Raw genomic sequence first — 16820 nt, 5'->3', positions numbered from 1 at the left:
ATAGGAAATTGGTCGAAAGTGCTGCCAGTTGGAAAAGCCTTTGTGATCGGATAGCAGAGTCACTTCGGATAGAAGTAAGGTAGATTATATTTTAGCGAATTGCAGGTTTGGTGTAGTTTAATAAGTGGTTGGTTTAGAAACGGTTAGTATGACAGCCCTAAAAAATCAAAAAATAATGGCAATAGCGTCTGGTGGCGGACATTGGATTCAGATGATGCGCCTGAAGCCAGCCTTGCAAGATCTTGATGTGTTTTACGTCAGCCTCGATCCAACATCTGCTGTGGATGTTCCAGAGGCGCGCTACTACTGTATTCGAGACGCTTCCAGAAAGAACATGCTGGCTTTCTTTGTTGTAGCCTTTCAACTTTTGGCGATTCTCATAAGAGAGCGCCCTAAGGTCGTGATTACAACTGGATCGGCCCCGGCGCTGGTTGCTCTTATTCTGGCCAAGTACACACTGCGGGCTCGCACAATTTGGATTGATTCAATTGCCAATGTCGAAAGGCTTTCGACATCCGGATCTAAGGCCGGGAAGGTGGCTGATGCCTGGTTGACGCAATGGCCGGAGCTGCAAGGTCGTGGCAACCAAGGACCGCACTACTGGGGGAGTGTGCTGTGATCTTTGTAACCACGGGTTCGATGTTCCCCTTTGACCGGCTGATTCGGGTGATGGATGACTGGGCTGCCAACGCCGGTCGCAGCGATATTCTGGCTCAAATAGGAGGCGGAACGTATCTGCCACGGCAGATGGAATATACCCGCAGCTTGTCTAAAAAGGAATTTGGAGAGGCGATGGCTAAAGCCGATCTGATTGTGGCTCATGCCGGTATGGGAACGGTTATAACAGCGGGTCGTTTGGGGCGACCGCTTGTGATTATGCCCCGCATCCAAAAGTGGGGTGAGCATACGACCGATCACCAAATTGCTACAGCCAACTGGCTGCGCGACAAACCCGGCATCTTTGTGGCCGATACAGATTCCGATCTACCGGGAGCAATTTCAAAGGCGTTTCACGAAAAAGGTGAAGTAGCATGTCTGCCGCCTTTTGCTCCTGTCGAATTTACCGATCGGGTCCGGAACGCGATACTAGAATTCTTGAAATAGGCAACTGAGACAATTGAAAAATATGATTAGATTAGGTCTTGTTGGGCTTGGAAAGATGGGAATATCTCATCTCTCAATAGCCAATGCCAACCCCCGGACAGACGTGGTTGTCTGCGATACTTCTGCATTCCTGTTGGATGGAATTAAACGTTATACAGACTGCCCGGTTTATAAAGATTATGATGAAATGCTTGAGCAGGCGGCAGTCGATGCAGTGATAATAGCCACGCCGTCGCGCTTGCATGCCCCGATGGTGCGCAAGGCGCTGGATCGCAATATTCACGTCTTTTGCGAAAAGCCCTTCTGTCTTGACTGGAAGGTTTCAGAAGAACTAGCCGCACTCGCCGCGGCGCGGAATCTGGTTTCTCAAGTAGGGTATCACAATCGCTATGTGGGCGCTTTTCAGGAGATGAAGCGAATTGTCGATTCAGGGGCACTTGGGGGCATCACTCATGTTCTGGCTGAAGCTTACGGGCCGGTGATTTTGCGCCCAAAAGGCAAAACTTGGAGAACCGACCGCCAGGAAGGCGGAGGATGCCTGTACGATTACGCAGCGCATCCCATAAATTTGCTAAACTGGTTCTTTGGTGAACCATCTGGTGTCGCTGGTACCATTCTCAATCCTATTTTCTCAACCGATACGGATGACGAAGTGTATTCGACCCTGATGTGGGGCAATGGTCTTTCGGCCCATGTTTCTGTTAACTGGTCGGACGAAAGTTATCGCAAGATGTCGACGAAAATCACCATAAACGGTACCAATGGCCGCCTTTATTCAGACCGGCAAGAATGTCAGCTTTATCTCCGAAACGCATCAGATAGCTTGCCTACATATACATCAGGCTGGAACGTCCGCTATACAACCGAGCTAACGCAAGAGGTTAGTTTCTATTTGCGCGGAGAAGAGTATTCGGCCCAGATCGAAGACTTCGTGAACGCGATACTGGATGGTACTGACAAGACAGCCAACGATTTTTCTTCGGCCGCCAAAACCGACAAAACAATTGCGATGATGTTGGCGGATCGGGAAACTGCTCCCACACGATCCCCTGGGGCACCGATAGCCGCAAGTAGACGTTCGTGGTTCCGGCGATAATAATCGGAAAGAGATTTATGACACTCGACAAGCTAATTTTTGGCGACAATCAATTCTTTGGCATCAATCATATGTCCGAAGAGAAGGCCCGGGCACAGGCTATTAGCTTTCAGGATACGTCTAAAATCATAGATGTACTGGATGCCGCATTAGACGAGGGCGTACGTAGCTTTATGTGTACAACGCATGACCGGATATCAGAAGTGTGCGATCATATGCGCGTCAATCCGGGACGCTACAAGGATTTCCAGTTCTACCCGTGTATGCCGTATGCTCATAAATACGCCAACGCGGTTACCGAGCTTGGAATGCTGGGGGCAGCTTTGCATTTCATGCCGGATGACGGCTTGCTGAAATCTGCAATAAGGGGCGCCAAATCTTTGGCGTCTAAGGATATTGAAGGTATCACAAAAATTCTGATTGATGTAGAAATGAAAATGTTCAAGGGGCTGAAAACCCCAGTCATCTTCTTGCAGAACGTAATCGTAGATTTGCTTTTGGGTATGGGGATGAAAGATGTATTTCGCATTTTTCATGACCATATCTGCGAGAAATACGATGCCGAGCCGGGGTTTATCACAATGAATATGCCGCAGCTGTATCAAGCTCTGACAGAGGTTGGGATCAAAAACCCGATTATATGTTCGAATATCAACAAGATAGGATTTCGAACTTGCGGGGGATTGGATGCCTATGTGCAAACCTTGAGAGAAGGTCAGTTGCGAGGAATCGCTATGTCTGTTTTCGCATCAGGTGCAATTCCTCCGAGGGAAGCAATTGAGTGGCTTTCTACAGTGCCAAATTTGGAATCGATCGTTTTTGGGGCCTCGAGCCGTCAAAATATCGCAGCTACCAATACTCTGGTAAATGAATATTTTGGTGCCCGATAATCGCTGAAGCTCAGCTTTGTCCTTTTGTCGCGGTGGCGGTAATTGGCGAGGCCGCGTGTTGTTTTTCTAGCCTGCGCCCATAATTGATGAGCGGTCCTTCGAAATATCGAAATGATAACAGGGCTTGAACATGTGTAAACAGCAATGAAGCTAGGACCAGTGCCCAAAATGGGGGCAGGGCGCCGGGTAGCGTTCTCTCCCACACCAAAGCCAGAAAATGAATGTTGAACACGTGAAACAGATATGTGAAGTAAGAATAAAATCCTATTGAGGCCAGCCAGGGAAGCGGCCAAAAGCACCAGTTCTTCATCCAAGCTTCAATAACGACGATAAAAAAGCACGTCCCAAGAGCAATATTTGTAAACAGCAGTGGGTTTTTGAAGGCCGGAACCATCAGGTTCAGCGGCAGCGTTACGGCCATGATGGTCAGAATGCACAAGGCGATTTTATTAGGGGATTTCTTGAGCGAAAAGTAGGCAACCAGCCCACCAATAGCAATCGAATCCAGCCGGGCAGGTGGGAAGGTATCGAATCCTTTTACAATCGGGTTTGCCAGATCAATTCGTAAAGCGGTTGACAGAATGCAGATACCCAACAAGATCAACGGCATGTGTTTTCGGCTAATCCAAGCCGCGATACCAAAGAGAATATACGCGAATTCCTCGACCGAAAGAGACCATGTGATTGTGTATGGAACGGCTGATATATCATAGAAAAAGATGAACCAGCCAGTCAGGAAAAGATATGGAATCCAGATGTGTTCTAAAGGGTCCGGGCTGCCCAGTATTAAACCGGACACCAGAAATGTCGTGACTCCTACAAGATACAAGGGAAGAATTCGAAAAATCCGGCGCTGGAAAAAGATCCGGACACTGCCCTTTCCGGATTGTTTGATCAGGTAACTGGTTATCAGATACCCGCTGAGGGGGAAGAACACATCAACGCCGAGTTTTCCATAAACACGCATGAACTGCCCGAACGCGCCCAGTTCGGCAGGGTTATAGAGTTTCGCAACGTGGAAAATAAGGACAGCCAGTATAGCAAGGCCCCTGATGCAGTCCAACAGAATGGATCTGTGACTCCGAAGGGCCGTAACGGTGTTGCCGTGTCGCGAGGTACTGCGATTGTGAGACTGTCCGGTCATATTAAGCGTCTTATGTCCTGTCCGTAAATTTGTGTGGCGAATCCGCGGGGAACCGGGTGTATTTGATACCTGAAGTTCGAGTAGTTGCAGGAATTGTGACTCCAGACGATTCTGATACACTTGCGCCCATCATCCATATGCCGGAACCGACCACGAAAAGGACAATCGAATAAATTTCGGCCCAGATAGCCACAGTTGATAATACCAGAATAAGGCTGATCATCGTGAATACCCAACCCAGCCGCAACTGTACCAGAATCGGATCTTGTGAAAAGTCCCGGCGGCCAATGCTGATCATAGATGATAGAAAGGCGGCTGCGAAAAAAATGAATGTGGGGACGCCGAAGGTGATGGCAAGCAAAAGCCAGAAATTGTCAATACTACCCGACAACCAGGTCGGCAACGGCCATCGGTGGTAGCCTACGCCGAATGTGGGTGTCCGGTGAATCTGCTGCACCCCATACTCGAATAGGATTTTCCGGGCATAGGCCGTCATCGGGTTGAACGACATTTTTTCTACGATTGCATATAGGGCGAACCGGTTCGAAGCGAGTTCGGCAATTGTATAGAAAATTACGAAGAGCCACCCCAAAAGCCGCCACTGGATGCCGGTCCATTTAAGAGCCCAACCCCATCCGATAAGTGCGAACTGGGCCAAAAGTGCTAGAACCGGGCCACTGGATACAGAAAAGATGCAGCACACTGCGATTATACCAGAAATGATATATCGTCGGGTATTGCTCCAAATACCTTTCATGCCGACAAAGGCGAGGGAAAAGACCAAGGAGCAAAAAACGCCATAGTGAATGGGGTGTGAAAAAACCCATTGGGTTCGCCACAATCCAAGCCGTTTCTGATGCTGGACGTCGTCGTGCGAAAGCACTCCGGGCAACATATCCAACCAGCGAGGAATGGTTGTCCGGCTGGTCCAGGATTCATAAATTGCGAATGGGAAGCTGATGGCGACCACAAGCGCCAGAAAACGGATAAACCCGACAAAGTCCGACTTCGTTCGTATAGCTGCCCGCGCCGTCAAATATCCCCCCAGCAGGATCAATGAATTTGAGCCCATATACTCGACCGCTACGCGGGGCGAATGATTGATGAACATAGCCAGAGCCATCCATGCCAAATACGCAAATATCAGAAGGTCAGGTATTAAGATCTTCCCGTAACGCCCGCTCAAAAACCTGATACCCAGATATGGAACTGTGACCAGAAAGAGTATTTTTGAGGGGGTCAGGACCAGCGGCCCAAGCGACAGAAAAACCGGTGTCAGCAAAGTTAGCAATGTGATTTTGGCAAGCAACGGCAATTGAGAACGGGCATCCACTTGGTTTTGGGTAGAACAGCTCTCAAGTCGTCCGAAAGCTGAGCCCGTGGCAAGAGATGGTCTTTCAGGTCTCATTATTTTCAAGCCTTTGTTTGTCCGCCCTGTAAACTGATGGCCCAGAACAGCGCCTCCAGCTGCGGGCGCTGAAGAGGCTCGGCTATGTGATAGCGCCGTTTGGTTGGCATGATAACTCTAGCTGTGTAAGGTGCTTGCTGCGATCCGGTCTGCATAATCTTTCTCATAATAGTGCAGTTTTTGTGTCTAAACCGCGGCGGGTATCCAACGGCGCGCAGCCGCAGTGAAGAGCGTTGAGCAGGTGCAGACAAAGGCAAACAAAATCAATCCATCGGGTATGTGGATGCGTTCTGCAATCGATGAGATGGCCGGATGGACAAGGTAGATTCCTAAAGAAAGCTGGGACAGATATCTTGAGACCTCGGTCGATGGCACATTTGACTCCAAAGCCAGCCATACAACCACCATACAAATCAGGAGTTGCAGTGCGCCTCTGTCCAGAGGTGTAAGCATTAGAAGCAGGAACAGAATGCTGCTCAGCAATATGATGAGATTTCTGTTCCGAGTGTCCCTGAATAGAAAACCAGCGGCGGCGGCGGGCCACACGGAGAACCATTGTACAAAGGGCGGGCCCAACTCGGTCAGATTGTAAACTAGGTAGGATGCCATGCTGGTTAGCAGCAGCAGGATAATCCTGAAGTGCTTTTCGAGATTGAAAAAGAGGACCGTAAACACAAATACAAAAGGCAGAAACCAAAGGTGGATGTTTGGTCCTGTCAAAAACATCCAAGGTTCGAATTCAGAGACGAGGGTTGAATCGGTTGTGAGGGCTTCGATGCATTTGAGAACAAAGTAGACTCCGGACCATATGGCCCAAGGAACCAGAAGCCGTTTTGCTCTTTCAGCCTTTGGCCGACCGTAGCCGTAGTAAATAGAAAGAAGAACAAAGATTGGCAGTGCGGAAAGTGCAAACTCCGATCCGGGGAGGCTACGGTGAAAATAGACGATGGCAATTGCACCGATAAAGCGAAGATATTCGATGCCGCCGTTACGCTGACGATATAACATACTGATTAAACTCGCTTCATACTCCCAGCCGCCTCTGCAGTATTTAAAGCAAAAAAATCTTACAGGGTAGCGGAAGTGTTACATACTTCTGACATAGCAGAGAGTGCTTTTGATCACATAGATGTGTTTCGTGTAGTAATGAACACAGGCTAAATGCGCCGAGAGGACCTAGGAGTAAACGGCTTGGGGGCGTTTATAGGGGAACAAAACGCGGCAGCCTGCGCATGCTCTGCTCCATGAAATCAATCAGCCGTGTATCTGCATCAGATTCGGTCTCACCCGGAGCTATCGGAGTGACATAGCGGATCAGAGCGCCATCGGTTCGGCCCATCGTGATGCTGTCCATGACAACGCCTATCTTGGCCTGAAAATCATTGATCTGGCGTTTGCCGCGCTGTTCGAACCAGTAATAGACTAGCTGGCGGTTTAACCCCTTCTGAATGATAGCCCGGTTCACCACAAATGTGCCATACGCCTCGACGCCCGGTGCGACCTGATGGGCGTTTAGGTTGAAAATCTCCCAGCCGCCCACAGGCAGGCAGACTTCAGGGGAATGGATGCCCGACCCTTCGGTCTGCTTCTCGTAGAAGGCGACAAACATGTTGATATAGCTGGAGTCTCCGGCCCGGGCATAGGTAGCGTTGAGGTAATCTGTGGCGCCCAGCACTTCTTCAACCTCAGGGTCCAACTGCGTGCTTGATCCTGACCATTCGCCAAGTTGGTGCGGGAACAGAGAGAACGGATCGCGGGTGACCGGATCAGCGCTAGGGGTCGGTTGCAGTGCCCATGCCGTGGATACGGCCAGTGTCAGCAACGTTGCGGTGGCAAGTGCACGTGAGGGGTGGATCGCAAAAACCCGCAACGCAACCGGACCGAAGCCGTGTGTATCCAGATCAATCGCCTCGGAAAGCGGTTTGGGGTCAGGCCCCAAACGTTGCAGGATGACGGCTATCAGGAACAGAATTGCGATACAGATCAAAAAGACGACCCAACCTTCAAAAAAGTGTAGAAACCCTTCGGCAGCTTCAATGCCATAGCTGTCCACAAGAATGCCGATGATCCCGATCCGCACAGAGTTCATCAAGATGGTCAGAGGTACAGCGGCTAGCAGCAGCAATAGTTTGTGCCAAATAGGTCCGCGATAGAGCAGCGCGAAGAGATAGGAAAAACTGAGGATCGGGAACAGGTATCGCAGGCCAGAACAGGCTTCGGCCACCTGTAACTTATAGACACCTAGATCGATCACGTTGCCTTCGAGAAAGACGGTTACGCCCGCCAAGTCGACCAGCCAGACGCCGATCAAAGAAGAAACCCCTTGCAGAAAGATCGTCAGTTTCCAGTAAAGAAATTGGGGCAGGGGCAGCATGAACACCAGATGCACTACCGGTAACTGATGATGCCACCCGCGTTTCCAGCCAAAGATACTGAACACCACGCCGCTCACCCAGATGATTATCGCGTATGTCACGATATCGGGAATGCGTGTTAAGTTACCAAAGATCGCTAGCGCCAGAGCAAGCAGCACAATGATGGGGCCAGGCCAGCGATCAGTCACGTTCGGGTTAGGTGCGGGCAATTGGCGCATCTCGCGCAGGAAAAGATATAATGAGATGACCGGGATCAAGGGGCCATGGCTGTATTCTGGTGTAGACCATGCCTGTACCAGCGATACCAATCCGATCCAGAAAATTGGCACGGAACCAGCCAGGAGCAACAGAAACCACGCCAAACCTGCCGGGTTTATGGCGGGAGATGCGTGGGAAATCGTGTGAAATTCATGTGTGCCAGACATAAAATCGCCGTTCTCAAACTAATAACCGAGCACCGGAAAACGAGGCTATTGCGGTCTATGATCCCATTATAGGCGAGATGGTTGGGAAAGCGAGTCCGACAACTTATCGTCTTGTCGCGAAGCGCCGGGATAGGGTCAGGAATATCTCGTTGGAATCACGCCGAGATTCGGTATTTGATTCAAAACTCACGTACTCGTAACCAGCTGACAAGTCCCAGTCATCCGTCAGTTCATGGACATAGGCTGCGCGGAACGTTCCGGCTGTTGAATCCCGGAAGCTGCCTCGTCCGATAGCGGTGACGCTGGCGTAATCAAGATCAAATGTCATGGAGGACAATGTGTTGATGACTACGGCATAGCCCAGTACGGCGCGGGTGGTACGGGTTTCTTCGCTGCGGTCATTTGTCGTGAACCCACGTTCAAAGCTGCCGGTCAGGGTCGTGCGGGGGCGTTCATATACGATGCTGAGGCCACCAATTGGGTTGGTTTCCCCCAACGGCCCGCGTGTCACACCGACACTGGCAGAGATTTCGCCTAAAGGCAGGTCGATCTCGCGGCTAAACAACAACGATTCACGGCGGCCATTGACCGACAATTCCGAGGAGATATCGACCCCGACCGTGCCTGTGGGTAGCTCACGGATCAAGGCAAAACGGCCAGTCATTCCACGCTCGGTAATGTCCGGGAAGGTGTCTGTTGTTTCATTGATATTGGCATAGCCGATCACGGCCTCAATCAAGGTTACCGGGTTCACGTCATAGGTCAGGGCAAAGTCAGTGGTACGGGTGGTGCGGTCAGTATCATCGTCTTCGGGAGCCCGGTAATCCTCCTGCGCGTAGCCCAACCGCCCATCCAACACTGGAGAAAATCGGAAGCGGCCAAAGACTTCGCTGTTGTTTGTGCGCCGGGCGAACAGGTTGGGATCAGTGGTGTCGTCAAAGCTGATCCGGCGATAATCCAGCGCAAATCCTGCACCGAAAGGATCGCTTAGCCCGGTCTCGAATTGCAGTCCGGCGCTGGCTGTTCTGCGGGTTCCATCATCCAGAACAAGTTCATCATTGATGAGATCGTCGAAATCCTCTTGCAGACGGCGAAACGGATCGTTGAAGGCCAAATCTATTTCGCTGTAGCGCAACTGGCTGTCCAGCAGGCTATTGGCACCGGTGCGTGTATACGCAAAGTTAGCAAAGGGGGCATCGAATTCAGAACCGCTGGACTGCAGGGGAATGTCCGAAAACCGGAGCGTACCACCTAGACCCAGCAACAGTCGATCCAGAGATGTTTCCTTTTGTAACTCGTAATCCAGAATGTTGTCCCACAGCGTCGACGTGCCCGGGGATGGATCGTTGAGGCCAAAATTGTCATTTGACCGCAGCGTGGAAGAGATACCAAAATTCTGGGTCAGAGCGCCCGATCCGGTTTCCTGAGATGCAGCTGGGCCTGTGATGGTAAGGCTGGTGTATAATGTCAGGAAGAAGCGGGCCGTTCTTCTTTTGCTCGTCCTCATTCTCGGATCTTTCGTCTATCTTTACTATATATTCTCTAACGCTGTTGCCGGGCGAAATCATTTAAGAAGCGTCCTAATGTCGTACCAGTTGGCCCAGACGTAACGCCAAAGCCACAATAATCTTGAATGAGATGTATTGTTGACCGTGCCTGCGCGGAATTGCCCGCGCAGGTCACAACCTGTATGCGTGAGCCGCCACTTTGGGAAATGGCTGTTATTTTGAATGATCTCGTTTCAGAGTGCTGATAGGTCTGGAGCTATCTAAGGTGGATTTAAAAGAATATTTTTGACATGTTATGAGTGCCACGAGGAATTTCATGAAAATAGAAGAAACGCACCTATCTGGCGTTCTGATTCTGGTACCAAAGCGTTTTGGCGATGCGCGGGGTTTTTTCAGCGAAAGTTGGAATTACATGGTTCTGGCGGATCGCGGAGTTGATCTAGATTTTGTGCAGGACAACCACTCTCTGTCGGCGCAGGTAGATACGATCCGAGGCCTACATTTTCAAGCCCCACCCCATGCGCAAGATAAGCTGGTGCGCTGCGGGCGGGGGCGGTTGTTTGATGTCGTTGTCGATATCCGCAAGGGGTCGCCCACCTATGAACAGTGGGTGGGGGTTGAACTATCGGCCGAAAACGGCCGTCAGCTTCTGGTGCCCAAGGGGTTCCTGCACGGCTTTGTCACCCGCGAACCCGATACCGAAATCTGTTACAAATGCACCGATTACTACGCACCGGAGTGCGATGGTGCGGTGCGCTGGGACAGTTGTGGCATTGACTGGGAATTGACCGGCGATCCGGTTCTGTCCGAGAAAGACGCCGCCGCCTTGGCCTTGGCCGATTTCGACAGTCCTTTTGTGTGGGAGGGTGCCGCGTGAAAATTCTTGTGACCGGCGGCGCCGGGTTCATCGGATCGGCCGTGGTCCGGCAGGCCATTGCCGCAGGGCATCAGGTGATCAATCTGGATGCGTTGACCTACGCCGCCTGTCTCGACAATGTGGCGAGCGTGGGAAATTCGCCCAATTATACCTTTGTAGAGGCTGATATTCGCGACCGTACGGCGATGGATCAGGCCTTTGTCGACCATAGCCCGGACGCCGTGATGCACCTAGCGGCGGAATCCCATGTGGATCGTTCGATCGACGGGCCCGGAACCTTTATCGAGACCAATATCACGGGCACCTATACATTGCTTGAGGCCGCGCGGGCGTATTGGCAAGGGCAGAACCGGCCCGAGGGCTTCCGCTTTCACCACATCTCGACCGACGAGGTGTTTGGCTCGCTTGGCGAAAGCGGTGCGTTCACCGAAGAAACGCCTTACGATCCGCGCTCGCCCTATTCCGCCTCGAAAGCGGCCAGCGACCATCTGGTCCGGGCCTGGCACGAGACCTACGGGCTGCCGGTGGTGCTATCCAATTGCTCGAACAATTACGGGCCGTTTCATTTCCCCGAGAAACTTATCCCGGTGGTGATCCTGAACGCGCTGGCGGGCAAGCCGATCCCGGTCTACGGCAAGGGTGAGAATGTGCGCGACTGGCTGTATGTCGAGGACCACGCCGACGCGCTGCTGACCGTACTGCAGAAGGGCAGGGTAGGGCAGTCCTACAATATCGGTGGTGAGAACGAAGCCCGCAACATCGATCTGGTCCGCATGATCTGTGCTATTCTTGACAAAAAATGTCCGCGAAACAGATCCTATTCCGAGCAAATTAGCTTTGTTTCCGATCGCCCAGGTCACGATCTGCGCTATGCCATCGACCCGACCCGTATCCGTGATGACCTGGGCTGGCGCCCCTCGGTCACGTTGGAGGAAGGGTTGGAAAAGACGGTGCAGTGGTATCTGGACAATGAAAGCTGGTGGCGGGCCCTGCAGGATCGGCAGGGCGTGGGTGAACGGCTGGGGGTAAAGGCGTGATCCTTGTCTTCGGCCGGACCGGTCAGGTGGCACGGGAACTGGCGGCATATGGGGATGTAGTCTGTCTGGGCCGGGCCGGGGCTGACCTGTCGGACCCTGAAGCATGCACCCAGGCCATCTGCGAACGAAACCCAAAGGCGGTGATCAATGCCGCCGCCTATACCGCCGTGGACCGCGCCGAGGACGAGGAGGCACTGGCCACGGTCATCAATGGCGATGCGCCGGGCGCAATGGCGCAGGCCTGTGCCGATCTGGGGGTGCCCCTGGTTCAGATTTCAACCGATTACGTGTTCGCTGGTGGTGGCGATACGCCTTGGACACCGAAAAGCGCCACCGACCCGCTTGGGGCGTATGGGCGGTCGAAGCTGAAAGGCGAACAGGCAGTGAGCGGGGCAGGGGGATGTTATGCGATCCTGCGGACCTCCTGGGTGGTCTCGGCGCATGGTGCTAATTTTGTTAAGACAATGCTTAGGCTGGGCAAGGAACGTGACCGGCTGACCATCGTTGCCGATCAGATCGGCGGGCCAACCCCGGCGCGCGACATTGCAGCGGCCTGTATAGAGATTGCCGAGCAGCTCGCCTCTGATCCCGGGAAAACGGGAACGTACCATTTCTCGGGTGCCCCGGATGTCAGCTGGGCCGGACTCGCGCGCGAAATCTTTGTGCAGTCGGGCATCACCTGTGACATCGCGGATATTCCCAGTTCGGATTATCCGACCCCGGCCAGACGACCGCTGAATTCACGGCTGGATTGTTCAACGTTAGAGACCGTTTTCGGCATTTCTCGCCCCGACTGGCGGCAGGGTTTGAAGGATATTCTGAAGGATTTGGGAGAGATTTGATGACACAGCGCAAGGGGATCATCCTGGCGGGTGGCAGCGGGACGCGGCTTTATCCGATCACCATGGGCCTGTCGAAGCAATTGCTGCCGATCTATGACAAGCCGATGATCTATTACCCGCTCAGCGTGCTGATGCTGGCCGGTATCCGTGAGATCTGCATCATCACCACGCCACAGGATCAGGAACAATTTCAGCGCACGCTGGGGGACGGGGCGCAATGGGGCGTGACGCTCAGCTATCAGGTGCAGCCCAGCCCAGACGGTTTGGCGCAGGCCTATATTCTGGCCGAGGCGTTTCTGGCAGGCGCGCCATCGGCGATGATCCTGGGTGATAACATCTTTTTTGGCCATGGCTTGCCCAAGTTGATGGCCACAGCGGATGCCAAACCGGCGGGGGGAACCGTGTTTGGCTATCACGTAGCGGATCCCGAGCGTTATGGCGTTGTTGCCTTCGACGATGCGGGCCGGGCGCGGGAGATCATCGAAAAACCTTCGGTGCCGCCGTCGAAATACGCGGTGACGGGGCTTTACTTTCTGGATGCTACGGCTTCCGAGCGCGCCCGCGCCGTCACGCCGTCCCCGCGCGGCGAGTTGGAGATCACCGACCTGCTGCAATCTTATCTGGAGGAAGGTGCGCTGCAGGTGGAAACCATGGGGCGGGGGTATGCCTGGCTGGATACCGGCACCCATGCCTCGTTGCTGGATGCGGGCAATTTCGTGCGCACCCTGGAAGAACGGCAGGGGTTGCAGACTGGCTGTCCCGAAGAAGTCGCCTTTCAGCAGGGCTGGATCAGCCGGGACGAACTGTCCGCACAGGCCGAACGTTTTGCCAAGAACGGGTACGGGGCCTATCTGGCAGGCTTACTAAAATAAGGGGCACTTGCCCCATACCTGCCGGGAGTCACGGACAAATTCAGAGAAAGCGCGTTTATTCGAACAAACGTCGCTGCGGAACAACGATGACGTCACCGGGTGTTAGAACCGTATTGCCCGCGATACTGGGTTTTTTTCCGGTTCGGTGAAAATCATAGTTCATGACTTGATTGTGCCGCCGCAATTGAATGCGCTTGGCCGCCGCAAAACGGGTCAGGCCACCCGCCTGCGCCAAAGCCTGTAACAGGGTCGTGCCCGGCCTTGCTTCGATCAGTCCGGGCGCGTTGACTTCGCCCATAACATAAATGTCATCTGTATTAGGGGCGGCGATAGGGTCGGGGAGTTTGGGCTGCGCCGTTGCCGCAACGGCGACATAGACAGTGGGTGGAGACTGAAACTGCGGGGACAGACCAGAAGTAAGATCACCCCGGATCGCGGCGACCGATCTGCCACTTGCCTGAACCGATCCGACGAGAGGAAAGTTGATGGACCCATCAGGCAGGACCAAAACCGTTCGGTTGAGAGTGGGGTCTTCCAGAACTTCAACCTGAAGTGTGTCGCCGGGCTCGACCTGATAGCTGCTCTGTGCCTGCGCGACGGTCGTCGAAAGGATCAGGCTGAACAGGCCGATCAATATTCTTAGCATCTTATGCGTCCTCAAAATTTGACTTTCCAATCGAGCCTAGCGCGGAAGCTGGGCCTATGTAAGCCATCCGCCGCGCGCCGGATCACTGTTGTGGTGAAATTGTTCCGCCATCAGAATCAATTACCACCTCGGGGTGAAGCATCCAGATTGGTAATAGCATCATGCACTTTTTGTGTCAGATCATCGGATGTTTGCATTTCGGCGGCCTGTTCAAAAATGCTGCGTGCGTCTTGAGTCCTCCCGAGTGCGGCATAGGTGGCCCCCAGATGATACAAAATGCTAGCCTCCTCGGGTAGTTGGCGGGCTGCAAACTCCAAATGTTTCAGGGCAGTTCCATAATCACCGCGCCGATAGGCGATCCAGCCATATGTGTCGCTGAAATGCGGAACCGTGCTGTTCCGTAGGCGACGGGCAATGCGATAAGCCTGATCCAAACTTTCTGCATCGTCGCGTCCGGTTACCAGCAGGCTGGCAAGGTTGTTGGCGATAATGTTTGAGTCGCTATCAGCGGCATATAGGCCTTCGTAGACATTAATTGCACCTTCGATATCACCTTGTCTCTCTAGCGCCCCTGCCTGCAGCCATTTCAGGGTTGCGCTGTTGGGCAGGGCGATGACAGCCTGTTCCAGAATCTCGGCTGCTTGCTGCGGATCGGCTTCCAACAGCAAGACGTGAAGCGCCACCCACGACCGTTCGCTTTGTGGCCTTTCTGCAACCAAACCGCGATAAACAGCGATGGCCTTGTCCTGCTGCCCTAGTCCGGCGAGGACCGATGCTTGGAGAAACCGCAACATGAAATCCTGAGGTGAGGCCTCGAGCGCCTGTTCAAGATATTCAAGCGCCGCGTTCAGGTTGCCGTTGCGCAAATGGGCGCGTACAGTGCCGATCTCAGCCATGTAATCGATGCTGCCATTTTGGGCGTTCAACCCTTCCAGATAACTAAGCAGGGTATCTTCCTGACCCTGAGCATCAATCAGATTAGCGGTTAGAACTTGTGCTTGCTGCTGAGCCGGCGCATCTAGGGCTTGGAGCCTGTTGATAATGGCTTGTGCCCGTCGCCAGCTTTTTTGCCGGATATGAACCCGCCCGAGTAGAACCAGCAATTGAACATTTTTGGGTTGGCGTTCCAAGGCGTCGATCAGCACGCTTGCGGCGTGGTCATTCTGACCTTCGCTGACCAGAAATTCAGCGTAGCGCTGGGACTCGTCCGGGGCACTATTCGACATTTCGACCGCCAGAGACATCATGTCTGCCATTAAGTCCCGATTGCCGCTGCGTTCATGCGCGCGGGCCATCAGTGTCATTAGCTGAGGGTCGCGGGGGCTGTCGCGTAGGGCTTTGCGCAACAGGATAATGGCATCACCAGTACGATCGTTCATAATCAGACGGGCGACCTCGATTTTTATGGCGCCGCTATGACCGGAATCTTCAGTCAGCACCTTTTCGGCGAGCGAATAGGCCCCGGCGGTATCTCCGGTTTCAATCAGCATATGCGCCAGAACCATTTTGGCGTCATTCAGATCTGCTGAGGGTTCGGAGCGATCGATAAAAGCCTGCAGGTCGGCAATTGCTTCCTCTGTGTTACCGGAAGCTAACACCTGTCCGGCCCGCAGCGCGTGATACAACGGACGACGGGTCAGATCGCCAACTAACATTTTGTCGATCTCGGCAATCGTTACTTCGGGACCTTTAGTGGCCGCCAAGAATCGCAGTAAGATCATACGATACTGAGGGTCATCCAGTTTCGGATCGATACGTTGACGCAGAAAAGTCTCGATGGCTTCCAAGTCGCCGCGAGACATGTACCAGTTAATCAGACTGGTCTGAATGCTTTCATCCTCGGGAAATTGTAGGACCATGCCATCGAGCGCAGCGCCGATTTCATCGGTCCGGCCAAGCCGATCCAGAACGCCAAGGCGCAGATTGTAGAACCCTCGTGTTTCTGGCGAGACCGCGATAGCCGCCTCAAGTGCCTCCAGCGCGGCGTGCCAATCCTCTTGCCGTATCCATTCATTTACGACGACGAAATGCGGGATCACAAGGTCTGGCGCTTCGACACTCAGCGCAAGCCCTTGTTTCGCGGCGGACAGAATGGTAGCTTCGTCGTCCAGAGCGATGGCGTCACGATAGGCGATACTGGTTAGGACAGCCCGCACAATTGGGTCTTGCGGAGCTTGTTTTGCAGCGACCTTGATATGGCGCTCGACCTCGGTCCAATCCCCGCCCAGCGTGGCCATCTGCGCCAGGGCACGCCGGCCTTCGAGGTTGTCGGGATATTGTTCGACCAGGCGCAGATATTGACTGTACGCTTCGGATATTTCGCCAGAGTCGCGGCGCATCCGCGCATAGGTCAGCCGTGCTTCTTTGTGTTTGCCGTTCAGCTTGAAGACGTTGCGGAACTCGACCGCAGCCCGGGCGATATCACCGCGTTCAAGATGCGCCAGCGCAGCCTGGTAGTGCTTTTCGGCCCGCTCCTCAGCGGAATCGCAGGCAGCAAGAAGAAACAGCGCCGCTCCGAAATAAACGCCCTTGACGACCTGTTGTATCATTGTTCGCATTCCTATCATCCTGCACAGGATGATGATGCGGCGAGTTC

15 protein-coding genes are annotated in these 16820 nt (G+C 53.3%); 8 read left to right on the top strand and 7 right to left on the bottom strand.

The features are described 5' to 3' along the window. Positions 1 to 148: 148 nt before the first annotated feature. From ACR0KC_RS22105 to ACR0KC_RS22090, 4 genes are read left to right on the top strand one after another with little or no spacing between them, the layout of a single operon-like run. The gene (locus ACR0KC_RS22105) at positions 149 to 619 is read left to right on the top strand and encodes a UDP-N-acetylglucosamine--LPS N-acetylglucosamine transferase (protein ID WP_480707699.1); all 471 of its coding nucleotides are present in this window, start codon (positions 149 to 151) and stop codon (positions 617 to 619) included. Beyond that, on the top strand, positions 616 to 1104 hold the full coding sequence (locus ACR0KC_RS22100; protein WP_480707697.1) for a glycosyltransferase: 489 nt from the start codon (positions 616 to 618) through the stop codon (positions 1102 to 1104). Before ACR0KC_RS22105 ends, ACR0KC_RS22100 begins: the two co-directional genes overlap by 4 nt. Positions 1105 to 1126: 22 nt before the next feature. Continuing rightward, a complete protein-coding gene (locus ACR0KC_RS22095; RefSeq protein WP_480707712.1) occupies positions 1127 to 2200 on the top strand; it encodes a Gfo/Idh/MocA family protein in 1074 nt (357 codons plus the stop codon). Between the two features lie 17 nt (positions 2201 to 2217). After that, positions 2218 to 3090 (top strand): hypothetical protein, encoded by an 873-nt coding sequence (locus tag ACR0KC_RS22090; RefSeq protein ID WP_480707695.1) that lies wholly within the window; start codon positions 2218 to 2220, stop codon positions 3088 to 3090. 10 nt (positions 3091 to 3100) lie between these two features. Here the strand turns inward: ACR0KC_RS22090 and ACR0KC_RS22085 are convergent, their stop codons facing one another. The 5 genes from ACR0KC_RS22085 to ACR0KC_RS22065 form a co-directional block, all read right to left on the bottom strand. Continuing rightward, complete coding sequence (locus ACR0KC_RS22085) at positions 3101 to 4234, bottom strand: acyltransferase family protein (RefSeq protein ID WP_480707693.1); 1134 nt, start codon at positions 4232 to 4234, stop codon at positions 3101 to 3103. A 10-nt stretch (positions 4235 to 4244) separates the two neighbouring features. After that, positions 4245 to 5642: an O-antigen ligase family protein gene (locus ACR0KC_RS22080; RefSeq protein ID WP_480772300.1), complete on the bottom strand. Its 1398-nt coding sequence runs from the start codon at positions 5640 to 5642 to the stop codon at positions 4245 to 4247. A gap of 186 nt (positions 5643 to 5828) precedes the next feature. Next, on the bottom strand, positions 5829 to 6650 hold the full coding sequence (locus ACR0KC_RS22075; RefSeq protein ID WP_480707690.1) for an acyltransferase family protein: 822 nt from the start codon (positions 6648 to 6650) through the stop codon (positions 5829 to 5831). Positions 6651 to 6843: 193 nt separating this feature from the next. Beyond that, positions 6844 to 8442: a VPLPA-CTERM-specific exosortase XrtD gene (gene xrtD / locus ACR0KC_RS22070; RefSeq protein WP_480707688.1), complete on the bottom strand. Its 1599-nt coding sequence runs from the start codon at positions 8440 to 8442 to the stop codon at positions 6844 to 6846. 103 nt (positions 8443 to 8545) lie between these two features. Next, positions 8546 to 9949 carry a hypothetical protein gene (locus ACR0KC_RS22065; protein ID WP_480707687.1) on the bottom strand — a complete coding sequence of 468 codons (1404 nt, stop codon included), beginning with the start codon at positions 9947 to 9949 and terminating at the stop codon, positions 8546 to 8548. A gap of 317 nt (positions 9950 to 10266) precedes the next feature. Here ACR0KC_RS22065 and rfbC point away from each other — a divergent pair, with 317 nt between their 5' ends. Genes rfbC through rfbA form a run of 4 tightly spaced genes read left to right on the top strand, consistent with a single transcriptional unit; the run spans position 10267 to position 13578 of the window. Next, positions 10267 to 10827, top strand: a complete 561-nt coding sequence (gene rfbC / locus ACR0KC_RS22060) for a dTDP-4-dehydrorhamnose 3,5-epimerase (protein WP_480707685.1) — start codon at positions 10267 to 10269, stop codon at positions 10825 to 10827. Further along, positions 10824 to 11864: a dTDP-glucose 4,6-dehydratase gene (rfbB, locus tag ACR0KC_RS22055; protein WP_480707684.1), complete on the top strand. Its 1041-nt coding sequence runs from the start codon at positions 10824 to 10826 to the stop codon at positions 11862 to 11864. The genes rfbC and rfbB overlap by 4 nt, the downstream gene beginning before the upstream one ends. Then, complete coding sequence (gene rfbD, locus ACR0KC_RS22050) at positions 11861 to 12706, top strand: dTDP-4-dehydrorhamnose reductase (RefSeq protein WP_480707682.1); 846 nt, start codon at positions 11861 to 11863, stop codon at positions 12704 to 12706. Before rfbB ends, rfbD begins: the two co-directional genes overlap by 4 nt. Further along, positions 12706 to 13578, top strand: a complete 873-nt coding sequence (rfbA, locus tag ACR0KC_RS22045) for a glucose-1-phosphate thymidylyltransferase RfbA (RefSeq protein ID WP_480707680.1) — start codon at positions 12706 to 12708, stop codon at positions 13576 to 13578. Before rfbD ends, rfbA begins: the two co-directional genes overlap by 1 nt. A 55-nt stretch (positions 13579 to 13633) precedes the next feature. On the opposite strand, the gene ACR0KC_RS22040 is transcribed toward rfbA, so the two are convergent. Then, the gene (locus tag ACR0KC_RS22040; protein ID WP_480707678.1) at positions 13634 to 14224 is read right to left on the bottom strand and encodes a polysaccharide biosynthesis/export family protein; all 591 of its coding nucleotides are present in this window, start codon (positions 14222 to 14224) and stop codon (positions 13634 to 13636) included. Positions 14225 to 14340: 116 nt separating this feature from the next. Beyond that, positions 14341 to 16782 carry a tetratricopeptide repeat protein gene (locus ACR0KC_RS22035; protein ID WP_480707676.1) on the bottom strand — a complete coding sequence of 814 codons (2442 nt, stop codon included), beginning with the start codon at positions 16780 to 16782 and terminating at the stop codon, positions 14341 to 14343. Between the last annotated feature and the right edge of the window lie 38 nt (positions 16783 to 16820).

The organism is Ruegeria sp. CF3 (assembly GCF_056537365.1).
Note: the sequence above shows the minus strand (reverse complement) of the source record. Positions and strands in the feature narration are given on the sequence as shown.